Below are 22,822 nucleotides of genomic sequence, written 5' to 3'. Positions count from 1 at the left end.
GGCAACACGGCAAAACGAACAACCGCGCGAGCATCAACCATGAACGAGTATCCAGCATGACCACGTTGACCTTCCGCAAGCCGAGCGCATTGCCCGGTTTTGGCCTGACACTCGGCATCACGGTGGCTTATCTGAGCCTCGTGGTGCTGATTCCATTGGCGGCGACCTTTCTGAAAACCGCGACGCTCGACTGGCATCAGTTCGTGCGCGCGGTCACGTCGCCGCGTGTGCTCGCGTCGTATCGGCTGACGTTTTTCTCGGCGCTAGGCGGCGCGCTGATCAACGCGGTGTTCGGCTTTCTCGTCGCGTGGGTGCTGGTGCGCTACACGTTTCCGTTCGAGCGGATCGTCGATGCGGTCGTCGATCTGCCGTTCGCGCTGCCCACCTCGGTGGCAGGCATTTCGCTCGCGGCCGTGTATGCGGGCAACGGCTGGATCGGCCAGTTCCTCGCGCCGCTCGGCATCAAGATCGCGTTCACGCCGGCGGGTGTGCTGGTCGCGCTGACGTTCATCGGCCTGCCGTTCGTCGTGCGCACCGTGCAACCGGTGCTCGAGGAGTTCGAGCGCGAGCAGGAGGAGGCGGCCGCGTGTCTCGGCGCCTCGCGCTGGCTCACGTTTCGCCGCGTCGTGCTGCCGGCCGTGTTCCCGGCGCTGCTGACCGGCTTCGCGCTCGCCTTTGCGCGCGCGCTCGGCGAATACGGCTCGGTGATCTTCATCGCCGGCAATGTGCCGATGAAGTCGGAGATCACGTCGCTCCTGATCATCACGAAGCTCGAGCAATATGACTATGCGGGCGCGACGGCACTCGCGGTCGTGATGCTGGTCGTGTCGTTCCTGATGCTGCTGTCGATCAACACGCTGCAGTGGTATCTGCAGCGGCGCACGAGCCGCGGCAATACGGGATCGACGCCAGTGGCCACGAGCGTCGCCGCTATCGGTGGAGGTGTGCAATGAGCCGCGTTCCGACCAACCCGGCGAGCGTGGCGCGTCGCCCCGATCCGGTCAGCGAGCCGGCGGTCGTGCGCTGGCTGCTGATCGGCCTCGCACTGCTGTTTCTCGCGCTGTTTCTGGTCGTGCCGCTCGCCGCGGTGTTCTATCAGGCGCTGAACAAGGGACTGCGTTTTTACTTCGAAGCGCTCGCCGATCCGGATGCGCTGTCGGCGATCAAACTGACGCTGCTCACCGCGGCGATCGCGGTGCCGCTGAACCTCGTGTTCGGCCTTGCGGCGTCGTGGTGTATCGCGAAGTTCGAATTCCGTGGCAAGGCGCTGCTGACCACCTTGATCGATCTGCCGTTTTCGGTGTCGCCGGTGATCTCCGGTCTGATCTACGTGCTGATGTTCGGCGCGCAGGGCTGGTTCGGCCCGTGGCTCGAAGATCACAATGTGCAGATCATCTTCGCGGTGCCGGGCATCGTGCTCGCGACGATCTTCGTCACGTTCCCGTTCGTCGCGCGCGAGCTGATTCCGCTGATGCAGGCGCAGGGCAACGACGAGGAAGAAGCCGCGCACGTGCTCGGCGCATCGGGCTGGCAGACGTTCCGTCGCGTCACGCTGCCGAACGTCAAGTGGGGTCTGCTGTACGGCGTGATTCTGTGCAATGCGCGCGCAATGGGCGAGTTCGGCGCGGTGTCGGTCGTGTCGGGCCATATTCGCGGGCAGACCGACACGATGCCGCTGCACGTCGAAATCCTCTACAACGAGTACAACTTCTCGGCCGCGTTCGCCGTGGCCTCGCTGCTCGCATTGCTGGCGCTGGTTACGCTGGGGCTCAAGCTGTTGGCCGAGCGTCATATGTCGGCGGAACTGTCGGCGGCGCGCGAAGTGCCTGCGTATGCGGGGCCCGTGTCGCCGTCCGGCGCTTCGCAGGCCAATAGCGCGCAGTCCGCTTCTCATTCGTTTTTCGTCAACGCCACGCCTGCGTCGCAGCGACATCCGCTCAAGCAAGGAGAGCTGTAAATGGGTATCACCGTTCGTAACCTGCAAAAGCGCTTCGGCGATTTCGTCGCGCTCGACAACGTGTCGCTCGACTTTCCGCCGGGCGAACTCGTCGCGCTGCTCGGGCCGTCCGGTTGCGGCAAGACGACGTTGCTGCGTGTGATCGCCGGCCTCGAATACGCGGATGGCGGCCAGGTCGAGCTGCAAGGCCTGGATGTCGCGGCGGTCGGCGCGCGTGAGCGCGAGATGGGTTTCGTGTTCCAGCACTACGCGCTGTTCCGTCATATGACGGTGTTCGAAAACGTCGCGTTCGGGCTGCGCGTGAAGCCGCGCAAGGAACGTCCGTCCGAGAAGGTGATTCGTGAGAAGGTGCATGAGTTGCTGAAGCTCGTGCAGCTCGACTGGCTCGCGCAGCGCTATCCGTCGGAGCTGTCCGGCGGCCAGCGCCAGCGCATCGCGCTCGCACGTGCGTTGGCCGTGGAGCCGAAGGTGCTGTTGCTCGACGAGCCGTTCGGCGCGCTCGACGCGAAGGTGCGCAAGGAACTGCGCAGCTGGTTGCGTCGCCTGCACGACGATCTGCATATTTCGACGATCTTCGTCACGCACGATCAGGAAGAAGCGCTCGAAGTGGCGGACCGTATCGTCGTGCTCAATCGCGGGCATGTCGAGCAGGTAGGGAGCCCACAGGAGGTGTACGACCATCCGCAGACGCCGTTTGTCTACGAGTTTCTCGGCGCGGCGAACCGCCTGCACGGCAGCGTCGGTGCGCAAGGCTTCGTCGTCGATGGCGCGGCGCTGCCGGTCGCGATCGCGGCGGGTTTTAGGGGCCCGGCGTTCGCCTATGTGCGGCCGCACGATCTGCAGTTGTATCCGCAGGCGGCGGGGCATCGCGAGGGCATTGTCGTCGACGTGCGGCGTGTGGTGACGCTCGGCGGTTCGGTGCGCGTCGAGCTCTCGGGTCGCGAGGGCAATCTGCTCGAAGCCGAACTCGATCGCGAAACGTGGCGTGATCTGCAACTCGCGGTCGGCGACGGCGTGACCGCGGTGCCGCGCGCGCTGCGGGTGTTTCCGGCGCAGTGAGGTGGCGGCGCCGCTGTGCGGCGCTGAGGACACGAGAGAACATATCAGCCGTACCGCGTGGATCGCCTGGCATTTGCGGCTCCAATAAAACTCAACTCTGGCAGAACCGGAGACACAACGATGAATTTCCAGCAATTGCGCTTCGTGCGCGAAGCCGTGCGGCAGAACATGAACCTGACCGAAGCGGCGAATGTGCTCTACACGTCGCAGTCGGGCGTATCGAAGCAGATCAAGGATCTCGAGGACGAACTCGGGGTCGACATCTTCATCCGCCGCGGCAAGCGTCTGACCGGGCTCACCGAACCGGGCAAGGCCGTGCATCAGTTGATCGAGCGGATGCTGCTCGATGCGGAGAATCTGCGCCGCGTCGCGCGTCAGTACGCGGATCAGGACAGCGGCCACCTCGTCGTCGCGACCACCCACACGCAGGCACGCTACGCATTGCCGAAGGTGGTTCGGCAGTTCACGTCGGTGTTCCCGAAAGTGCATCTGGCGCTGCGCCAGGGCAGCCCGCAGCAGATCGCGCAGATGATCATCAACGGCGAGGCGGATATCGGCATCTCGACCGAGGCGCTCGACCGTTTTCCCGACATCGTCACGTTCCCGTGCTATTCGTGGCATCACGTCGTGGTGGTGCCGAAGGATCATCCGCTCGTCGGCCGAGCGAATCTGACGCTCGACGAGATCGCCGAATTCCCGATCATCACCTACGACCAGGACTTCACCGGCCGCTCGCATATCGATCAGGCGTTCGCGAAAGCGGGTGCGTTGCCCGACGTCGTGCTGACCGCGATCGACGCCGACGTGATCAAGACCTACGTCGAACTCGGCATGGGCATCGGCGTGGTCGCGGCAATGGCCTACGACCCGAAGCGCGACAGCGAACTCGTCGCGCTCGACACGCAGCATCTGTTCGAGGCGAGCACGACGCGCGTCGGCTTGCGCAAGGGCGCGTTCCTGCGCGCGTACGCCTATCGGTTGATCGAGATGTTCGCGCCGCAGTTGAGCGAGGCAGACATCGCGGCGCAGTTGCGCGAGGCGGCTTAGGGCCGCGAACAGCTTAGGGTGGGACTTGCATTCGCGGGATGGACGCAAAAAAAAGAGTCCTGCCGTGCCCGGCAAGACTCTCTCTAAACACCCGCTATACAGCTATTGGACTAACGGACCTTCTGCTCTTTACGTGACATGGCTATTAGAACTCGTAGCCAACCTGCGCACGTACACCAGCGTCACCAGTCGACGTGACCGACATCGCAGCGTTGACGAGCCACTTATTGTTCCGTGAGCGGTACGTAGCTCCTACTGCTGCGGCGCTGCCGCCCTTATAGGTTGCCCCACCCGCAGCGACGATCGTCTTGCCCGGACCCGACGGCGTCATGTTCGGCATTGCCATCGCTGCTGCGATCCCTGCGTAGGCGTTCTTCGCGACGTCGTTGATCGCCTGGTTGGTCGCGTTGATACGCTGATCGGTGTAGTTGTTGGCCTGCTGAACGCCTTGTGCGACGGAGCTGTTCATCTGACCGACATTAACTGCATCCGTGTCCGCCGTACCCGCTGCGACGTTGGTGATCTGGCGTTCGTGACCCGCTGAACCCACCGATACCGAGTTATCGCGATCCGTCACCGAGCCCTGACCCAACGCCACCGAGTTCGCATTGCCAGCCTGCGAGCCCGTGCCGATCGCCGTCGAGTTGACGCCGGTCGCCGCCGCATTGGTGCCCACTGCTACCGCGTTGTCTGCTGTAGCACTGGCGTTTGCCCCGGCCACGGTGCTGCCCACACCGGTACCCGGCGTCGCTGCATTGGCCACCTCGTCTGTGTTGCGGTCCGGCGACGAAACATCCGGGGTGACCGGTTGAATGTTCGACACCTGGGAACCGAGATCCTTCACCTGCCCGTTGAGATCCGTCACCTGGTCCTGCAACGTCGACAGCTGGCCGAAGTTCACCGCGTCGTACTGGCTCGTGCCGTTGGCCACATTGGTCAGGATCACCGGACCCGCGCCCAGACCTCCACCCAGCGTCACGGAACCGAAGTTCACCGAACCGTCAACGTTACGGTCGTACTGCACCGCGCCCGACAGTTGCGTGCCGACATCGCCCACCTGCGTCTGCAGCTTCGTGATGTCCGTGGTGTTCTGCGTCACCCGGTCATCCAGGTTGGTGACGGCATCGCCTACGCTATGCACGGTCGTAACACGCTGTAGCTCGGCGCGCTGATCGTGCCGTCCGCGTTCATGGTCGAACCGCCACCCAGTGCCTGGGCCATGCTCGATGCCGTGCCGTACAGCTGGCCGCCATTCACCGCGTCCACGCTCGATGCGTTCACCGCGCCTGCGGCCACGCCTGTTACCGTGCGGTCGCCCGCCGTGCCCGCCATGTTCACCACCGTACCGTCGGTGTCCTTGGCAACCGTGATGTCACGGGTGGTCGCGTCCTGCTGCACCAGACCCACCGAGCCATCAGCCAGTCGGTTCTGCACGTTCGTGATAGTCGCGGTGTTCTGCTCGATGTCACTCGCGTTCCGCGTCGTACGGCCGTCGATGTTGGTAACAGCATCGCTGATGCTATGCACCGTCGTTCCGCCCACGCTGTAGCTCGGTGCGCTGATCGTGCCGTCCGGGTTCACGGTCGAACCGCCACCCAGTGCCTGGGCCACGCTCGATGCCGTGCCGTACAGCTGGCTGCCGTTCACCGCGTCCGTGCTGCTAGCCGAAAGCGTACCGGCCGCCACATTCGTGATCTGGCGTTTGAGCGTCGCGTTGCCAACCGACACCGCATCGTCGCGGTCTGCGATGGAATCCGCACCCAGCGCCACCGAATTCGCCGCCTGTGCATTCGCCTTCGCGCCAAGTGCCGCGGATTTGTCGCCCGAGGCAGTCGAAAAGTTACCCATTGCCGCTGCACTTCCTCCGGTGGCAAGGGCGTTGTACCCCAGCGCAGAACTATCCGCACCCTCGGCCATCGCGCCTGCGCCGACCGCGGTTCCATGCGAGCCAGCTACGGTGTATGCGCCCAGCGCTACACCAGAATAACTATCGCTTACGGCCGTGTCGCCAAGTGCAATACCGCCCAGCGAAGCACGAGAGTTAGCTCCGATAGCAACACCATTGATATCCGTGTTGGAGCCGTTGCCCGAGACAAGAGGATTATTCCAGTTAGCGGTTGCTGCGCTGCCCACATTGGCGGATGCGCCCGCACCGACCGCAACCGACTTGGCTGCCGCGATCGCATCGTCCGTGCCATCCTCCAGGCCGCCCGCCTTGAAGTAGCGACTCGCGTTCGCGATTGCCTGGTTGGTCGCGTGCAGCTGCGAACCGTTCACCGCTTCGGTGCTGGTGTCGCTCAGCGCACCGGCCTTCACGCCGCTCAGCGCACGCACGCCCTCGGTGCCGGTGAAGTCCACCATCGTGCCATCCAGACCCTTGGCCACCGTGATGGCCTTGCTGGTTGCGTCCTGCTGCACCAGGCCGACGCTGCCGCCGTCCAGTTGCTGCGTCAGGTTCGTGACCGAGCCTTCGACGTTGGTCACGCGGCCGTCGATGCTGGCGACGCGGTCGTCCACCGTGCTCACGCGGCTGTCCAGGCTGGTAATCGCCGTCGTGTTGCTGGCGATGTTCGTCGTGTTGGCCGTGACGTTCTGGTTGGTCGCGTGCAGCTGCGAACCGTTCACCGCTTCGGTGCTGGTGTCGCTCAGCGCACCGGCCTTCACGCCGCCCAGCGCACGCACGCCCTCGGTGCCGGTGAAGTCCACCATCGTGCCATCCAGACCCTTGGCCACCGTGATGGCCTTGCTGGTTGCGTCCTGCTGCACCAGGCCGACGCTGCCGCTGTCGAGTTGCTGCGTCAGGTTTGTGACCGAGCCTTCGACGTTGGTCACGCGGCTGTCCAGGCTGGTAATCGCCGTCGTGTTGCTGGCGATGTTCGTCGTGTTGGCCGTGACGTTCTGGTTGGTCGCGTGCAGCTGCGAACCGTTCACCACTTCGGTGCTGGTGTCGCTCAGCGCACCGGCCTTCACGCCGCTCAGCGTGCGCACGCCATTCGCGCCGGTGAAGTCCACCGTCGTGCCATCCAGACCCTTGGCCACCGTGATGGCCTTGCTGGTCGCGTCCTGCTGCACCAGGCCGACGCTGCCGCTGTCGAGTTGCTGCGTCAGGTTCGTGACCGAGCCTTCGACGTTGGTCACGCGACCGTCGATGCTGGTGACGCGGTTGTCCACCGTGCTCACGCGGCTGTCCAGGCTGGTAATCGCGGTCGTGTTGCTGGCGATGTTCGTCGTGTTGGCCGTGACGTTCTGGTTGGTCGCGTGCAGCTGCGAACCGTTCACCGCTTCGGTGCTGATGTCGCTCAGCGCACCGGCCTTCACGCCGCCCAGCGTGCGCACGCCATTCGCGCCGGCGAAGTCCACCGTCGTGCCATCCAGATCCCTGGCCACCGTGATGGCCTTGCTGGTCGCGTCCTGCTGCACCAGGCCGACGCTACCGCTGTCGAGTTGCTGCGTCAGGTTTGTGACCGAGCCTTCGACGTTGGTCACGCGGCCGTCGATGCTGGTGACGCGGTTGTCCACCGTAGTCACGCGGCTGTCCAGGTCGGTGATGTTCGTCGTGTTGGCCGTGACGTTCTGGTTGGTCGCATATAGCTGGCTGCCGTTCACCGCGTCCGTACTGCTGTCCGACAGCGTGCCGGCTGCCATATTCGTGATCTGGCGTTTGAGCGTCGCGTTGCCGACCGAAACCGCATCGCCGCGGTCGGCGATCGAACCCGCGCCCAACGCCACCGAGCGATCCTCCAATGCAGAGGAATTTAAACCCAGTGCGATCGATCCATACCCTTCCGATCGAGCGTTCGAACCTACTGCCGCAGAGAAGTCCCCTGACGAACTGGCAAGAGCACCAACCGCAGCAGAGTTGATCCCCGCCGACTCGGCATACGAACCGACCGCCGCGGACCAGTCCCCAGTCGATTTGGTCCGATCACCAAGTGCAGTAGAGCCTTTCCCTTCCGAGAAGGATTGGTTTCCGAGCGCCGTGGACCTGATCCCTGCCGTGTACGCTTGGTAACCGAGCGCCGTGGACCAGTCCCCTTCCGAACGTGCCTCCAAACCGATCGCGGTTGAGGAATCTCCTGTCGACGAAGCGTACGTACCCATCGCCAGGGAGGCATTCCCTTTCGAATTAGCTAGCTGCCCAATTGCAATCCCAGCGTCACCTATGCTCGTTGCGCCAAACCCCACAGCGACCGAGTTTTGGCCCGCAGCAACCGACGTAAAGCCGAGTGCTGTAGCCCCTTGTGCGGATGCGAAGGACTCTGCGCCCACTGCTGTGGAGCCTAGCTCGAAAGCATAGGCATTTGAGCCGAGTGCGCTTGACTTGACGCCGTCGGCATGTGCAAAGCGGCCAATTGCGGTCGCCCTGTCCGCCGTGGCACTGGCGGCATCACCCAATGCGACAGTGCCATCACCGGCTGCGGTCGCATCCAGGCCGATGGCAGTAGCGCTATATGCGTTTGCCGACGTACCAGAATTCGCAGAAGCCTTATCCCCTATAGCGATATTGCCGTCCTGTGAACCATCAGTCGTAGCGCCTGATCCAATTGCGATCGACTTTGATCCCTTGGCAACACCTCCGCCAGCGTTGTACTGTGCGTGCGCTACCGGCGCCCACGAGGCTGCGGCCACAACCGCAGTCGCGACAACTGCACAAACCTTTGCCTTGTTACGCTTGCCGCGCGCAGCCGCATTCTCGGAGGCTGCCACCCACGACCCAAGGGCTTCGTTCCAGATGGTGCGATAGGACTTGTTCATGACATGATTCCTTTGAAGGTTCGAAAAAGAATTGAGTTATGCGAACTAATGCCAAATCGCCGTTGCCATTTCGTGCTGTTCAATATCAGCGGCAAAAACGGGGGAGATGACGATCCAGAAAGCTCATGGCCGCAGTAGGAATCGGCCAGATTCTGCCGAGTCAATCTAGGTCCGGCCTTTGCTAAATCTTTGTGACTGGCTTCAGTCTATATTTTTGAGATGGAACAAAAATAGGTCAGGTCCGAATCGGCGCGGGCCGGTATCGGAGCGCGGCAGCGCTTGCGGTAGCGGTGCTGCCTGCTAACGTGGAGAGCGTGACAAGGTCGGAAATCTTGAGGCGGCGACAGATCGTGGAAAGTGCGTCCCCATTCGTTTCATCAAGCATCAGCAGTTCAGCGATGTCCGTCGTCAATACGGGTTTGGATGACTGCAACCGGGCGCCGCGTGGCGGCGTCTAGCGCATCGCTTACAATCGCCGCCATGAATATCTCGACTTCTTCTCTCCCGATTCCTCCCAGCCATCCCGCCGCGCCGACGCTCCCGCGCATCGCGGTGCTCGCGACCGGCGGCACGATCGCCGGCGCGGCCCCGGATGCGGCCAATACGTCGGGCTATCAGGCGGGCGTCGTCGGCGTCGATCAGCTGCTCGCGGCGGTGCCGGCGTTGTCTACGGTCGCGCGAATCGCGCCCGAGCAGATCGCCAGCGTCGACAGCAAGGACATGTCGCTGCCGCTGTGGACCACACTCGCGCAACGCATCAACGCGCTGCTCGCGACGGACGACGTAGACGGCGTGGTGGTCACGCACGGCACCGATACGCTCGAGGAAACCGCCTATCTGCTGCATCTGACCGTCAAGTCGGACAAGCCGGTCGTGCTGACCGCGGCGATGCGCCCAGCGTCGGCGCTCTCCGCCGACGGTCCGCTGAACCTGCTAAACGCGGTGACGGTCGCCGCGCACGCGGCGGCACGCGGGCAGGGCGTGCTGGTCGCGTTTAACAACCGGATTCATAGCGCGCGCGACGTCGTGAAAACGAGCACCTATGCGGTCGATGCGTTCCAGTCGCCTGAGATTGGCGCGCTCGGCTGGGTGCAGGATGGCCGCGTCGAGTTCCAGCGCGGCGTGGTGCGCGCGCATACGGTCGCGAGCGAATTCGCGATCGATGCGGCGTGGCCGCAGGTGGAGATCGTCCCGAGCTATGCGGGCGTGTCGCGGATCGCCATCGATGCGCTGGTCGCCGCGGGTGTGCGCGGCATCGTCGTGGCGGGTACGGGCAATGGCTCGATCCACCAGTCGTTGCAGCAGGCACTGGCGGATGCCGCGTTGCGCGGCGTGGCGGTGGTGCGCTCGTCGCGCGTGGGTTCGGGGCATGTGATGCGCAACGGAGCGGCGGCCGACGATGCGCTCGGTTTCGTCAGCGCGGGTTCGCTGAATCCGTACAAGGCGAGGGTGCTGCTGATGCTGGCGCTGGCCGCGGGCCACACTGCGCCGGCGGCGTTGCAGAAGGTGTTCGATACGTATTGATTGGCGAATCCGACAGCCGGACACCCGACGACGACGTCTGACCGACCAAGGCTTCCCCGTCACCGACGGGTGCCGCTGCGGACCCCACTTGCCGCTCTCAGCCCAGAGCGGCGCGATTTGCCCGTTGCGCCGCGCCGGCAACCCAAGCTGCCGTGCAACGAACGGGCGCCCCACCTGTGTTCACCGTGACGTCTCCGATGCCGAAGCGGCAACCGGCGGAATCAACGGCGAGCTGAACTGAAGAGGAAGCACGAAGACCTCAAGCCGCCTTCGCTTCTTCACTGTCCGGCGCCTGCGCGACCTCATGATTCGCCATGATTTCGAGCGCGCGCACCATCGCCGAGTGATCCCACGCCTTGCCGCCGTTCGCGGCGCAGACGCTGAACAGTTGCTGCGCGCTCGCGGTATGCGGCAGCGCGATGCCGAGCTTACGCGCGCCATCGAGCGCGAGATTCAAGTCCTTCTGATGCAACTCGATCCGGAAACCCGGATTGAACGTGCGCTTCGTCATGCGCTCGCCATGCACTTCGAGAATCCGCGACGACGCGAAGCCGCCCATCAGCGCGCGCCGCACGCGCTCTGGGTCGGCGCCCGAGCGCGACGCGAACAGCAGCGCTTCCGCGACCGCTTCGATGTTCAGCGCGACGATGATCTGGTTCGCGACCTTGCAGGTCTGACCCGCGCCGTTGTCGCCGATCAGCGAGATGTTCTTGCCCATCAGTTCGAACAATGGCCTGGCCAGCGCAAAGGCTTTCTCGGGACCGCCGACCATGATCGTCAGCGACGCATCCCGCGCGCCGATTTCGCCGCCCGACACCGGCGCATCGAGATAGTCGACGCCGAGCGCGTTGATCTTCTTCGAGAACGCCTGGGTGTCGAGCGGCGAGATCGAGCTCATGTCGATGACGAGCTTGCCTTTGGTGAGGCCGGCGGCGACGCCGTCGTCGGCGAACAGCACGTTGGCGACGTCAGGTGTGTCCGGCACCATGATGATGACGATGTCGGCGGCCTGCGCGACCGCGGTCGAACTGGCGACCACGCTCGTGCTCTTCGCGATGTCGTCCGGCACCGGATACGCGCCGTTCACGAACAGCGCGTGTCCGCCCTTGATGAGGTTGCGCGCCATGTGCGCGCCCATGATGCCGAGTCCGATGAAGCCGATCTTTGCCATGTATGTGAATCTCCAGGGTTATTAGGGGACGTGCGTTGAGGACCTTCAGGGAGCCGTGATGATCCTTGAGCCGCCTCAAGCCGCCGCGTGTGCCGCGCCGCGCGCCTGACCTGCCACGCTTTGCACCCAGCCGAGGCCGGCATCGGTCGTCGTGCGCGGCTTGTATTCGCAACCGACGTAGCCGTCGTAGCAGAGCGAGTCGAGCAGCGCGAACAGATACGGATAGTTGATCTCGCCGGTGCCCGGTTCGTGCCGCCCGGGGTTGTCCGCGAGCTGGATATGCGCGATCTGCGCGAGGTTCTTTTCGATCGTCGCCGCGAGTTCGCCTTCCATCCGCTGCATGTGATAGATGTCGTATTGCAGGAACAGATTGTCCGAGCCGACTTCGCGAATCACGTCGAGTCCATCGCGCGAACGGTTCAGCGCGAAGCCCGGAATGTCGTACGAGTTGCATGGCTCGACGAGCAGCCGGATGCCGGCCTTCTTGAGCTCGCGCGCGGCAAAGCGCAGGTTGTCGACGATCGTTGCGCGGGCGGTGTCGGCATCGACGTTCGCGCCCGGAATGCCGACGAGGCAGTTCAGTTGCGGCACCTTCAACGCGCTTGCGTATTCGATCGCGCGGCCCACGCCTTCCTGAAACTCGGCGACCCGATCGGGCAGGCACGCGATGCCGCGTTCGCCGGCTTCCCAGTTGCCGGCCGGCAGGTTGTGCAGCACCAGCTTGAGGTGGTTCTGTTGCAGACGTTCGCTCAATTCGGCGATCGAATACGGATAGGGAAACAGGAATTCGACGGCATGAAAGCCGGCGTTGGCCGCTGCCGCGAAACGGTCGAGGAACGGCACTTCGTTGAACAGCATCGTCAGGTTCGCTGCGAATTTAGGCATGGTGCTTTTGTCTCTCAGGTCGGTCAGGGAATGGCGCGCTGGTCGTGATGAGGCGAGGGCGCAGAGCATGAACTCGGCCCTCGCGTATCGAGCGCGCTGAATACTGCGAATACCGCGAAGACGCAACGCTCAATCGAGCAGGCTGATCGCCGTCGGCGCGTCCTCGCGCTTTTCCGCGAGTTCCTCGAACTCGTTGATCGCGTCGATCTCGGTGCCCATCGAGATGTTGGTCACGCGTTCGAGAATCACCTCGACGATCACCGGCACGTTGAACTCGGCGAGCATCGACTGCGCTTTTTGCAGCGCCGGCTTCAGCTCTTCGGGCTTGAACACGCGAATCGCCTTGCAGCCGAGACCTTCGGCGACCGCGACGTGATCGACGCCATAGCCGTTCGTCTCCGGCGAGTTGATGTTCTCGAAGCCGAGCTGCACGCAGTAGTCCATCTCGAACGCGCGCTGTGCCTGGCGAATCAGGCCGAGGTACGAGTTGTTTACGACGACATGCACGTACGGCAGCTTGAATTGCGCGCCGGCCGCGAGCTCCTCGATCATGAACTGGAAGTCGTAGTCGCCGGACAGCGCGACGATCGGCCGTTGCGGGTCGGCCGCGCGCACGCCGAGCGCCGCCGGAATCGTCCAGCCGAGCGGCCCGGCCTGGCCGCAGTTGATCCAGTTGCGCGCCTTGTACACGTGCAGGAATTGCGCGGCGGCGATCTGCGACAGGCCGATCGTGCTCACGTAGCACGTGTCGCGGCCGAACACCTGGTTCATCTCTTCGTAGACGCGCTGCGGCTTCATCGGCACGTTGTCGAAGTGCGTCTTGCGCAGCATCGTGCGCTTGCGTTGCTGGCAATCGGCAACCCACGCACCGCGATCCTTCAGCTTGCCCGCGGCCTTCCATTCGCTGGCGACTTCGACGAACAGTTCGAGCGCGGCCTTCGCGTCCGACACGATGCCGAGATCCGGGCCGAACACGCGGCCGATCTGCGTCGGTTCGATATCGACGTGCACGAACTTGCGGCCCTTCGTATAGACATCGACGCTGCCGGTGTGACGGTTGGCCCAGCGGTTGCCGATGCCGAGCACGAAGTCGGACGCGAGCATCGTCGCGTTGCCGTAGCGATGCGAGGTCTGCAGACCGACCATGCCGACCATCAGCGGATGGTCGTCGGGAATCGCGCCCCACGACATCAACGTCGGGATCACCGGCACGCCGAGCGTTTCGGCGAACTTCACGAGCAGGTCTTCGGCTACGGCGTTCAGCACGCCGCCGCCCGACACGATCAGCGGCCTGTCGGCATCGTTGAGCAGCGTCAGCGCGGCCTCGATCTGCTTGCGGGTTGCCTTCGGCTTGTAGACCGGCAGCGGCTCGTACGTGTCGATGTCGAATTCGATTTCGGCGAGCTGCACGTCGATCGGCAGATCGACCAGCACCGGGCCCGGGCGGCCCGAGCGCATCAGATGGAACGCCTGCTGGAACACGCGCGGCACCAGCGCCGGCTCGCGCACGGTCACGGCCCACTTGGTGACGGGCTTGGCGATCGATTCGATATCGACGGCCTGGAAGTCTTCCTTGTACAGACGCGCGCGCGGCGCCTGGCCTGTGATCGCCAGAATAGGAATCGAGTCGGCCTGCGCGGAGTACAAACCGGTGATCATGTCGGTGCCGGCGGGGCCCGAGGTGCCGATGCACACGCCGATGTTGCCCGGCTGGGCACGCGTGTAGCCCTCGGCCATGTGCGACGCACCCTCCACATGGCGCGCGAGCACGTGGCTGATGCCGCCGGCTTTGCGCATCGCCGAGTAGAACGGGTTGATCGCGGCGCCCGGCACGCCGAAGGCGGTATCGATGCCTTCTTTTTCGAGCACCAGAACAGCGGCGTCGACGGCTCTCATTTTGGCCATGAATATCTCCTCAAGGTCGGGGAATTACGTCGGTTGAGGGACACTGTAGGCCTGCGCCAAAGGTTTGATAAGATCAGTCCGGGTCGCTTATTCCGAAACAAAAAGTATGGAATGACGTGAAGCCCGGCGCACGGCCGGCATCAGCCCGGCAAGAGACAGGTGGGAGACGAACATGGACCGCTTCAAACAGATCGAAACCTTCGTGCGGGTCGCCGATGCGGGCAGTCTCGCGGCGGCGGCGCTGGAGGAAGGGGTGTCGCCCGTGATTCTCGGGCGGCGCATCGATGCGCTCGAGAAGCGCCTCGGCGTGAAGCTGATGTATCGCACGACACGGCGGCTCGTGGTCAGCGAGGACGGCGCCGCGTTTCTCGAACGCTGCCGCGGGCTTCTCAGCGAATGGGATCAGGCGGAAAACGAACTGAGCGCGGGGCGCCGCGCGGTGAACGGCCATCTGATCGTGTCGGCGCCCGCCGCGTTCGGGCGTAAGCACGTCGCGCCGCTCGCGCCCGCGTTTTTACGCGACAAACCCGAGTTGCAGATGTCGTTCAATCTGACCGACCGGGTCGTCGATCTGGTGCGCGAGGGCTACGATCTGTCGATCCGCATAGGCGGCGCGGTCGATCCGAACTTCGTCGCGGTGAAGCTCGCGTCGAACCGGCGCGTGGTGTGCGGTACGCCCGACTATTTTCGCCGTCACGGCAAGCCGAAGACGCTCGAGGATCTGCCGGCCCACAACTGTCTCGCGTTCAATCTGCAAGGCGGGCAGAACCGCGGCTGGTATTTCCGCCGCAACGGCAAGCTCGCGACGGTGCGGGTGGGCGGCTCGCTCGACTGCAACGATGGCGAACTGCTGCATCGCTGGGTTTCGGAGGGGCTCGGACTCGGCTGGCGTTCGACGTGGGAAATCCAGCGGCAGCTCGCGCGCGGCGAGCTCGAAACCGTGCTCGACGAATATGCGCTGCCCGATTACGACATCCTTGCGGTCTATCCGCAGCAGCGCTTCGTGCCGGCGCGCGTGCGCTATTTCATCGACTATCTGAAAGACATGTACGCGAGCGACGACTACTGGAGCCGGCCATCGTACTAGCTGGCGAGCCGCGCGCGCAGGCGATCGCGATCTTTCCTGCGAATGCTCGCCTGAGTCGGGAATAAACTCGGTCTATGGCCAGTTCTGCTGTGAAAGACACGTCAGGAACGACACCTCGCGGGGCGCGCAACCGCAGCGACCCGCACGACGCAGCCGCCATGCCCTTGGAGGGGCCCACGTGGTCCAGACCGATTCAGACGCCGATGCCGATGCAGCGAAAAGCCGCCGCTTCCAGCAGCTGGCGTTGCCGCATCTCGACGCCGCGTACAACCTCGCGCGCTGGCTGTGCGGCAATCCGAACGATGCCGAGGACGTCGTGCAGGAAGCATTCATGCGCGCGTTCCGCTTCTTCGATACGTTTCGCGGCGACTCTGCGCGGCCGTGGCTGCTCGCGATCGTGCGCCGCACCTGGTACACGGAATGGCGGCGGCGCGCGCCGTCGCACGACATGCTGGAATTCGACGAAACGATGGACGGCGCGACACTCGACGGCTGGAGCGCGGGCGGCGACGATCCCCAGACGCTGCTGATCCGCGACGAGGATGCACGCCAGGTACACGACGCGTTGGCGCGTTTGCCGGTCGAGTATCGCGAGGTGCTGATCTTGCGCGAGCTCGAGGAGATGGGATATCGGGAGATCGCGGTGGTGGCCGATGTGCCGATCGGTACGGTGATGTCGCGGCTCGCGCGTGGGCGGCGCAAGCTGGCGGAGGTGTTGATGGCGCAGCAGCGAGGCGGGGGGGAGTCGGTTGGCGGGGGGCGCAAAGGCGGGCAGGGTGGCCCGCGCGGGTCGACGGGAGCGCCGTCGGATCAGGCCGCGCAGTCCGACCGACTCGCGCGGTCAGCGCCCTCCGCGCCGCCTGCGTCCTGCCCGCAGCCCGCACGAAGTTCCGGCGATGGTCGCCCGGCATCGGCGGCGGGGGTGCCCGCCACCGCAACAGTGACACAGCTCCGGGCGTTTGCCGACGGCCGGCCCCTCAACATTCCCGGCGCTGTCGCCGACCCCGCTCAGGAGACGCCGGATGGACTGTAACGAAGCTCGGCCGCTCCTCGATGCGAACGCCGATCACGAACTGCCGGCGCCCGATGCGCGCCGGGTCCAGCAGCATATCGAGAGCTGCGACGACTGCCGGCGCGCGAGCGACAACCTGCGCGCGCTGAGCGGCGCGCTGCGCGCGGCGCCGTATCATCGGGCGCCGCAGTCGTTGCGGGCGCGGATCGTGGCGGGCTTGCCCGGCGCGGTCGAGGGAGGAACTGTTACGGGGGCCGGCACGGCTACTGGGGCCACCACGGCTATTGGGGCCATGGATATCGCGGCGGTTGGGGCGGTCATGGCGGCTGGGGCGCGCAGGGATACCCAAGGGGTGGTATGGGCGGCGGCGGCCATTACTGGGGCGGTGGCGGCGGTCACGGGCGTTCACATTGAACGCTACAGAGATGCGCTCGTCGTGTTCAACAGTTCCCCGACAGCTGAGGCCGTGCGTGACCTGGACGCAACCCGCCGACGCGCGGCAGCGTCGGGACCGTGCGGTGACCAGTTTCAGCCTCCATTGCATGTCGACGAGTCTTTCAACACCTCCACTGTCAATTCACCTGACCTATGACGATAAGCAGAACTATCCGACACCGGAAGAGCGCGGACGTCGAAATTTGACTCCGGCCTTTCTGGCGGAGCTGTCTATTGCCCGCGCGATAGAGAGTGACGCCAGGCGGCGGCACGTCCGGCGTGATTGAAGCGAAGACCCGGGCTCTTGGGGCTCCGCTGCTTCCATTAGTCCCTGGTTGCATTGTCGACCTTGTCCTCTGCGTCGTATGGGGGGTATTTAAACGCCTGCTGAAGGGGGCTGTGGATATATACTTACGAATTAATCTGTAAAACTAAACGTACAGGCAACGCCATTTAATAATATTTATTACAAAAGAAGCATTCTTGGCAGCGCCGCGAACTTCGCGTAATAAGGATATTGAATGAATGTGCTCGTCGTCGACGATAATGAGTTCGCCGCGGACAGTCTGGCCTTCCTGCTGGACTGCATTGGTCACCGCGCCGTTATGGCGCACGACGGGGAGACTGCGCTGGAACTGCTCCATGCCGGCACTTTCGAACTCGTTTTCCTGGACGAAAACCTCCCCGACATCAACGGCAGTGCCGTCGCGCTGTCGCTGCTGGACAGGCCAGTCTTCCCCCGACCCTTTGTTGCGTCCATGACGGGTGACAGCGATAGCAACGAAGAGTTTGCCCGGCTCTTCGATGTGTGTCTGCAAAAGCCCTTCTCCCTCGAAGCACTCATGCAAGTCATCGAAGATGCTCGCTGCAGCAGCGATGCGAGCGTTCTCCTGGCCGCCTAGGCATTGCTTTGCTGTCTGCTGCGGTGACGCCGGCGGTCGAGCGGGTATTCCACAGGGAAATTGATAATGACCCGGCGTCAGACGAGAATGCTTCTCGCGCTGCCAGTCCCATACCCCGTCGCATTAGCGTGGGGCGCTTTGACGTTTCTTCTTCGCTATCGAAAATTCCAAGGACACCGGACGCGACTATAAGCTTATTGTCCGGGGTAATCGTCACGCTTGCCGTACAGCGCGCTTGTCGTCGTCCTGCTCTTTGCCATTCGCATGACCCCCACAATTCGAAGCGTTCCGAGTGAACGGCGGTGTCGGCGCCGCCTCCCCGTCAATATCAGCTTTGGCGGACGCGGTGGCAAATTTGAGCACTGGCCTCATGCCGGGCATGCTGCCAACAGAACCGGAACCTTGGCCTGCACTACGCAGGAATCCTCTCAGACTGCAAACGCCGAGGCCGGACCACATCATTTTCCGCGCCCTCTCGACAGCGGTGTCCTGTCCGCTTGGGCGCAGGCGAGCCTTCATTCGGCTACTAGCGAATCCGAAGCTGATTCAGTTGGCGCTCTGTGGTTTCCGGCTTGTCGGATGCGGCGCGAGCAGGCGGTTCCCCCCCCCCCCGGCAGTACGGTGGCGATTGCGTGCTTCATGATGGATTGTGAGCCTCTGGGCGACGCCAGCTCGACGGTGTAGCGGTCAAACGATTCGATTTTCCCGGTCAGGCGGATGCCGGTCTTGAGAAAGACGCTCACAGTCGTCTTGTCTCTGGACGACATCTGAAAAGCCTTCTTCTACGGAGGGCGGAAGGACCATCAGGAGCTCCAGCATTATGGATGTGAGCCAGTCGACGGTAACGCGACTGCGACATGCCATCAGTGCGAGTATGGGAACTGCTGACGGCTCACGAGTGGCCCTCAAAGCCGACGTTTGAGATTGTCGCCCGAGGTCAGGTCTCATTTCTCGACCAGAACATCGAAGGCTTCGCGCGCGTCCTTCAGTTCCTGCATGGCCCCGCGAATCTGGCCAATCCCAAAGTCGATGGATGCTCATGTGAGTCTCCTGCGTAGTGCGCTTCGAGCCGTAGTGACGCGGCTTGTACTTCTCGCGCGGCGCTCACCACACGCACGAGGGCGCGTGCCTCCGCCGAGACCTTTTTTCTTTCATCGTCGTTGATTCCTTGGGGGCGGGCGCGACCACGGCCCGAACGCTTCGGTCGGCGTTTGGCGTTGCTTCCCTGAGACTGCCTGCGTTGGAAGCACGCAATGCGCCGACTCTAAAAGATGCGTCGGATTTAATCGGTGCGGAACGTCACAGACGGTCGTTGCTGGAGCCAGCCGCGTCATCGGTCCGGAAAATCTGCTGCCGACAAGACTATCGCGGTGCCGGTCTTCTTGAGCATTCTTCTTTCGACGGCTGCCGTTATGCGCTGGTGTCCGTCGGCAAATGCTTTCAATGTGCGCGCCTCATTAGCACCGGCCGGCAACCAGAAATGCCGTTCGAGCGCGTCGCGGCTGATTGAGCATTGCACCGACTGGTTGCGAAAAGATGCAACGAAAGCAACCACTTTTCCGTCTGAAGAAACGCAGGGTTCCGCGGTGATGGTGTCGTCCATAGTTGTATAGATTCCTTATTGACCGAACGCAGGATTACCGCCCGAAAGCACCCGCTGACATACCTGGTCAATAATAAATCAGACCGCCCCCCGGCGTTGACCGCTATCGAGCCCTTTCGTTAAGCGGAAGCGTCACCGCAGCCCATAGAGTAACCGGGCGCAGTGCAGTCGGGATGGTTCGCAGCGGCGCCACATTCTTCGAGGCCGCAGGTACATGAGAGGACGCCGAAATTAGTCATTGGGGAGGTGCTAAACTTGAGTCTGAAAGCGCATGAAGAAGGAAAAGGTCGTGCGCGACAGCTTCACCATGCCGAAGTCCGACTACGAAAAAATCGCGGTACTGAAACAGAAGTGTCTCGGCGCTGGCGTGTCGGTTAAAAAGAGTGAGATTCTTCGCGCTGGCCTGCTCTTGCTGGACTCAGCTTCCACTACCGAGGGTCTGCTGGCAGCTATTTCTGCAGTGGAAACCGTCAAGACCGGTCGGCCGGCAAAATTGTAGCGATACAGCGCCCTCGGTGCGCTGTCAGTGCGCCCCGGAGGGCGAGCACACGGCCTTCATGGATTGGGACGCGCTCGCTGGATTTGATACGACCGAACAGATTTTTCAACCTGCATTGCATGACCGTCGATTGCTTCACCGGCTGTATCGACTCGGGAGCGACCATGCCAGACAAGCACCTTTCCAGTAAGTTTGATGCGGACCTCAACTTTCTTTCATCAAGGCTTCTCGAGATGGGAGGACTTGTGGAGTCACAGATTGCATACGCGCTCGAGGCTGTAAAAGAATTCGATACGGTACTCGTTGACCAGGTCCTCGAGGGTGAACATCGGCTCAATGCCATGGAAATCAAAATCGACGAGGAGGTCACCAATATCATTGCTCGTCGACAGCCCGCCGCCCGTGACCTGCGATTCCTGATGGCCACTTCGAAGTGCATTACCAACCTGGAGCGTGCGGGCGACGAAGCGCGGAAAATAGTGAAACGTATGCGGCGCATCCACGCGAACGGCGGAGGGCTAAACGTCAACACCGCTGAAATCAAGGCTTCCGGCGAAATGGCCGTGCACATCCTGCGCAGAGCGCTGGACGCGTTCGCACGGATGGATACAGTTGCCGCTGCACAGATTGTCCGCGATGACGAAGCTATCGATAGCGAGTTCCGGGCGTTCGTGCGCAAGCTCGTCACATACATGGCGGAAGACCCTCAAACCATCTCGATTGGACTGGACTACCTGTTCATTGCGAAGGCTATTGAGCGTATCGGCGACCACGCGAAGAACATCGCCGAATTTGTGATTTATGTCGTCAAGGGTGCCGATGTTCGCCATGTATCCCAAGAACAACTTGAGCGGGATGCCTCGGGTAGCTGAGATTGAAGCAGGCGATGCACCGCCACAGTCCAAATCTCAAATTCTGGGGACGTAATAAGGAAAGGGGGTGATGCGCCTGCTCGTACATCGGGAATTCTTAGGCGAGAAGGCCCTTACATGAAATCAGTCAGGCATCGAAGGCAGATAGAACGCGAGCACCGGCGAGAGTCCTTGCCCCGAACGCTCCTTCGACTTTGGGCTCGGTCGAAAAGAATTACCTCATCTGGGGGATTCTGCGGCTGGTCCTCGGCCTGGTGCAAATGACGTTTGCCGTCGCGGCGATTGTCTGCATGATTTTTGTCGGATTGTCGTCGACTACGGTCACGTGCATTGCGATTGCGACCATCGCCACGCTGGTAAGTCGTACGCTGTTTCGCAGTCGGCGCGGAGCGCGCCGGTAAGGGCTCTTGTTTTTTTGCCTTTATCAGCGGATTTCACTACCTGGTCTCCATGGAGGCGAGCACACGCAGATGGCGGCCAACTTTGAAATCGAGTAGCCTGCGCCATAGCGAACAGCGGTACGCGAATTCCGGAAATCTAGGCGACGGGTTGCACTGGCCTGGGTTGCTCTCTCGTCAAACCGGTGTCTTTGGAAGCGCTCCTGCTGGCGCGTTGACATTAACAGCGCTCGCGGCTCGAAGCATGCGTGAGACAACTTGCCTCGAAAGCGATTTGAGGGACGTGCTTCTGGTTTCTGTCATTGCTTCGCGGGTCTTGGGGACCGAAATGAGGCGGATTTACCAGTACAAGCTTTTTATCGTCGAGGTAGAGGCCCTGCCCGTCACCGGCCAGGGGCATGGAAGCGGCTACGCCTCACCGCAGGGATATGTCGCGCTTGTAACCGTCAGGCGCGAGGGCGATACGGGAGTACTCTTCTCCCCTCTCCGGTTAGGTGCCGCGAGCGGACGCCTCTTCGCAACGGAAGAAGATGCGCTCGCAACCGGTGTCAGTGCTGCGCAACGTGTCATTGACGACACATTGAGCTCCGACTGAATTAGTGCTGCGGCCTCTCATCTCCGTTCTGCAATGACTTCCATGAAAGTCATCGTGGGTTTGCCTCGTCCACAGCCGGCAAATAAACAATCATCCCCAATCTGCCTGATGGCTAATCTGTGGTCAGAATTTCCGTTCCCAGCGGTTTCGACCAACCAGGGGTCGCTCCGAAGAACTGATGCCGGATTGCGGGAAACTGGTAAGGTCAATCTGTTAAGAGACGCAGCAGCAGGCTTCCTCGCGTCGAAAGGAGTGGCAGCTCGACGAAAGCGCATGAGGACAAGCGGAATTATCAAAACACTGACGATAATAAAAATCGACGCAATCACATACTTTGACGGAGCTGCAGGAATCGGAACCGGCCATAGCAGATACTCAAGTGCGATTCCTATCGCGAGCGCTGCCAGGTAAAATACCGGAGCCGGGACACGAATGCCAGGCCCTGCCGCCGTTGCTTCCGGGTTCATAATTCTCTCTTTCTCCTGCACAGCCGAAGCATTAGCTGGTGTCTGCTGGTGGCATTTGGCGAGGATTTTCGTTTTCAGCCGACCACGTTGAGACCATTGCTGGCATCGCCCAGGATGTCCATCCGTGTCTGGGCGTTTCGCTGTCCCTGGTCTTCGAAACAGTTGTTAACGTGAGTCCTCGCAACGTGCGCGGCGATACTCGCCGAGGGGGAGAAGGATGAAAACGTAGTTCTTCAGTTCAAGCGAAATCCAGCTCACAACATGCTTGTCGCATGTCTCTGGTCGCATTGGTCGGGTGCGGGTGAGCCGGATATGTTTTTGTTTGCTGCTATTACGGACGAGCCGCCGCGGGAGATTGCTGCTGCGGGGCACGACCGCTGCATCATCCCAATCAAGCCGGAGCGCATCGACGTATGGCTGAATCCCGATGCATCCGACCTTGGGGCGCAATACGCGATTCTTGATGACAGAGACCGGCCGTTCCATGAACATCGGCTAATCGAGCAGCGACTGCTCGCCCTCAGCGTGCTTCGCACGCGGCGTCCGTGGCGGCGGCGGGAATGCCTCTGCATGCATTTCCTCCGCTGGGTACAACTGTAGAAACGACCTCGCTTCGTCTGTGCTGCGGCAAGAAAGCCAGTCATCCCCG

At 62.6% G+C, this 22,822-nt stretch carries 17 protein-coding genes and 3 pseudogenes; 13 read left to right on the top strand and 7 right to left on the bottom strand.

Annotated features, from left to right (window positions below; translation table 11 throughout):
* Positions 1 to 56 precede the first annotated feature (56 nt).
* The 4 genes from cysT (at position 57) to OKW44_RS26990 (ending at position 4,063) form a co-directional block, all read left to right on the top strand.
* Entirely contained in the window at positions 57 to 953 is an 897-nt protein-coding gene (gene cysT / locus OKW44_RS27005; RefSeq protein ID WP_018418187.1) for a sulfate ABC transporter permease subunit CysT, read from the top strand.
* Positions 950 to 1,957, top strand: coding sequence for a sulfate ABC transporter permease subunit CysW (gene cysW, locus OKW44_RS27000; RefSeq protein ID WP_018418186.1), 1,008 nt, complete (start codon positions 950 to 952; stop codon positions 1,955 to 1,957). Before cysT ends, cysW begins: the two co-directional genes overlap by 4 nt.
* A complete protein-coding gene (locus OKW44_RS26995; protein ID WP_018418185.1) occupies positions 1,958 to 3,016 on the top strand; it encodes a sulfate/molybdate ABC transporter ATP-binding protein in 1,059 nt (352 codons plus the stop codon).
* Between the two features lie 120 nt (positions 3,017 to 3,136).
* Positions 3,137 to 4,063 carry a CysB family HTH-type transcriptional regulator gene (locus OKW44_RS26990; RefSeq protein ID WP_018418184.1) on the top strand — a complete coding sequence of 309 codons (927 nt, stop codon included), beginning with the start codon at positions 3,137 to 3,139 and terminating at the stop codon, positions 4,061 to 4,063.
* 145 nt (positions 4,064 to 4,208) lie between these two features.
* Here the strand turns inward: OKW44_RS26990 and OKW44_RS26985 are convergent, their stop codons facing one another.
* Positions 4,209 to 5,162, bottom strand: coding sequence for a YadA family autotransporter adhesin (locus OKW44_RS26985; protein WP_026225414.1), 954 nt, complete (start codon positions 5,160 to 5,162; stop codon positions 4,209 to 4,211).
* A 29-nt stretch (positions 5,163 to 5,191) separates the two neighbouring features.
* A complete protein-coding gene (locus OKW44_RS26980) occupies positions 5,192 to 8,818 on the bottom strand; it encodes an ESPR-type extended signal peptide-containing protein (protein WP_280783705.1) in 3,627 nt (1,208 codons plus the stop codon).
* Between the two features lie 480 nt (positions 8,819 to 9,298).
* On the opposite strand from OKW44_RS26980, the gene OKW44_RS26975 reads away from it, so the two are divergent.
* Positions 9,299 to 10,342 carry an asparaginase gene (locus tag OKW44_RS26975; RefSeq protein ID WP_018418181.1) on the top strand — a complete coding sequence of 348 codons (1,044 nt, stop codon included), beginning with the start codon at positions 9,299 to 9,301 and terminating at the stop codon, positions 10,340 to 10,342.
* 259 nt (positions 10,343 to 10,601) lie between these two features.
* On the opposite strand, the gene OKW44_RS26970 is transcribed toward OKW44_RS26975, so the two are convergent.
* The 3 genes from OKW44_RS26970 to gcl all read right to left on the bottom strand — a co-directional run bounded on the left by OKW44_RS26970 (position 10,602) and on the right by gcl (position 14,303).
* Positions 10,602 to 11,513, bottom strand: a complete 912-nt coding sequence (locus OKW44_RS26970; RefSeq protein ID WP_018418180.1) for a 2-hydroxy-3-oxopropionate reductase — start codon at positions 11,511 to 11,513, stop codon at positions 10,602 to 10,604.
* Between the two features lie 75 nt (positions 11,514 to 11,588).
* Positions 11,589 to 12,398 carry a 2-oxo-tetronate isomerase gene (gene otnI / locus OKW44_RS26965; RefSeq protein WP_018418179.1) on the bottom strand — a complete coding sequence of 270 codons (810 nt, stop codon included), beginning with the start codon at positions 12,396 to 12,398 and terminating at the stop codon, positions 11,589 to 11,591.
* A gap of 129 nt (positions 12,399 to 12,527) precedes the next feature.
* Positions 12,528 to 14,303 (bottom strand): glyoxylate carboligase, encoded by a 1,776-nt coding sequence (gcl, locus tag OKW44_RS26960; RefSeq protein ID WP_018418178.1) that lies wholly within the window; start codon positions 14,301 to 14,303, stop codon positions 12,528 to 12,530.
* Positions 14,304 to 14,475: 172 nt separating this feature from the next.
* Here gcl and OKW44_RS26955 point away from each other — a divergent pair, with 172 nt between their 5' ends.
* The 4 genes and pseudogenes from OKW44_RS26955 (at position 14,476) to OKW44_RS26940 (ending at position 17,739) form a co-directional block, all read left to right on the top strand.
* Entirely contained in the window at positions 14,476 to 15,390 is a 915-nt protein-coding gene (locus OKW44_RS26955; protein WP_018418177.1) for a substrate binding domain-containing protein, read from the top strand.
* 178 nt (positions 15,391 to 15,568) lie between these two features.
* Entirely contained in the window at positions 15,569 to 16,423 is an 855-nt protein-coding gene (locus OKW44_RS26950) for an RNA polymerase sigma factor (protein WP_018418176.1), read from the top strand.
* Positions 16,413 to 16,638 (top strand): annotated as a pseudogene (locus tag OKW44_RS26945) (anti-sigma factor family protein); the annotation flags it as partial. The gene OKW44_RS26950 and the pseudogene OKW44_RS26945, both read left to right, overlap by 11 nt.
* A 720-nt stretch (positions 16,639 to 17,358) precedes the next feature.
* Positions 17,359 to 17,739 carry a response regulator gene (locus tag OKW44_RS26940; RefSeq protein WP_018419029.1) on the top strand — a complete coding sequence of 127 codons (381 nt, stop codon included), beginning with the start codon at positions 17,359 to 17,361 and terminating at the stop codon, positions 17,737 to 17,739.
* 515 nt (positions 17,740 to 18,254) lie between these two features.
* On the opposite strand, the gene OKW44_RS26935 is transcribed toward OKW44_RS26940, so the two are convergent.
* Positions 18,255 to 18,506, bottom strand: a complete 252-nt coding sequence (locus OKW44_RS26935) for an RNA chaperone Hfq (protein WP_084754005.1) — start codon at positions 18,504 to 18,506, stop codon at positions 18,255 to 18,257.
* 563 nt (positions 18,507 to 19,069) lie between these two features.
* Positions 19,070 to 19,342: a DUF1488 family protein gene (locus OKW44_RS26930; RefSeq protein ID WP_018419030.1), complete on the bottom strand. Its 273-nt coding sequence runs from the start codon at positions 19,340 to 19,342 to the stop codon at positions 19,070 to 19,072.
* 265 nt (positions 19,343 to 19,607) lie between these two features.
* Here OKW44_RS26930 and OKW44_RS26925 point away from each other — a divergent pair.
* From OKW44_RS26925 to OKW44_RS26910, 4 genes and pseudogenes are all read left to right on the top strand, one after another.
* Positions 19,608 to 19,841, top strand: a pseudogene (locus OKW44_RS26925) (hypothetical protein); the annotation flags it as partial.
* Positions 19,842 to 20,005: 164 nt separating this feature from the next.
* On the top strand, positions 20,006 to 20,713 hold the full coding sequence (gene phoU / locus OKW44_RS26920; protein WP_026225550.1) for a phosphate signaling complex protein PhoU: 708 nt from the start codon (positions 20,006 to 20,008) through the stop codon (positions 20,711 to 20,713).
* A gap of 642 nt (positions 20,714 to 21,355) precedes the next feature.
* The gene (locus OKW44_RS26915; RefSeq protein WP_018419034.1) at positions 21,356 to 21,706 is read left to right on the top strand and encodes a hypothetical protein; all 351 of its coding nucleotides are present in this window, start codon (positions 21,356 to 21,358) and stop codon (positions 21,704 to 21,706) included.
* 665 nt (positions 21,707 to 22,371) lie between these two features.
* A pseudogene (locus tag OKW44_RS26910) lies at positions 22,372 to 22,671 on the top strand (SOS response-associated peptidase family protein); the annotation flags it as partial.
* Positions 22,672 to 22,822: the final 151 nt, after the last annotated feature.

This window comes from Paraburkholderia lebeckiae, from assembly GCF_050436325.1.
Taxonomy (GTDB): domain Bacteria; phylum Pseudomonadota; class Gammaproteobacteria; order Burkholderiales; family Burkholderiaceae; genus Paraburkholderia; species Paraburkholderia tuberum.
Note: the sequence above shows the minus strand (reverse complement) of the source record. Positions and strands in the feature narration are given on the sequence as shown.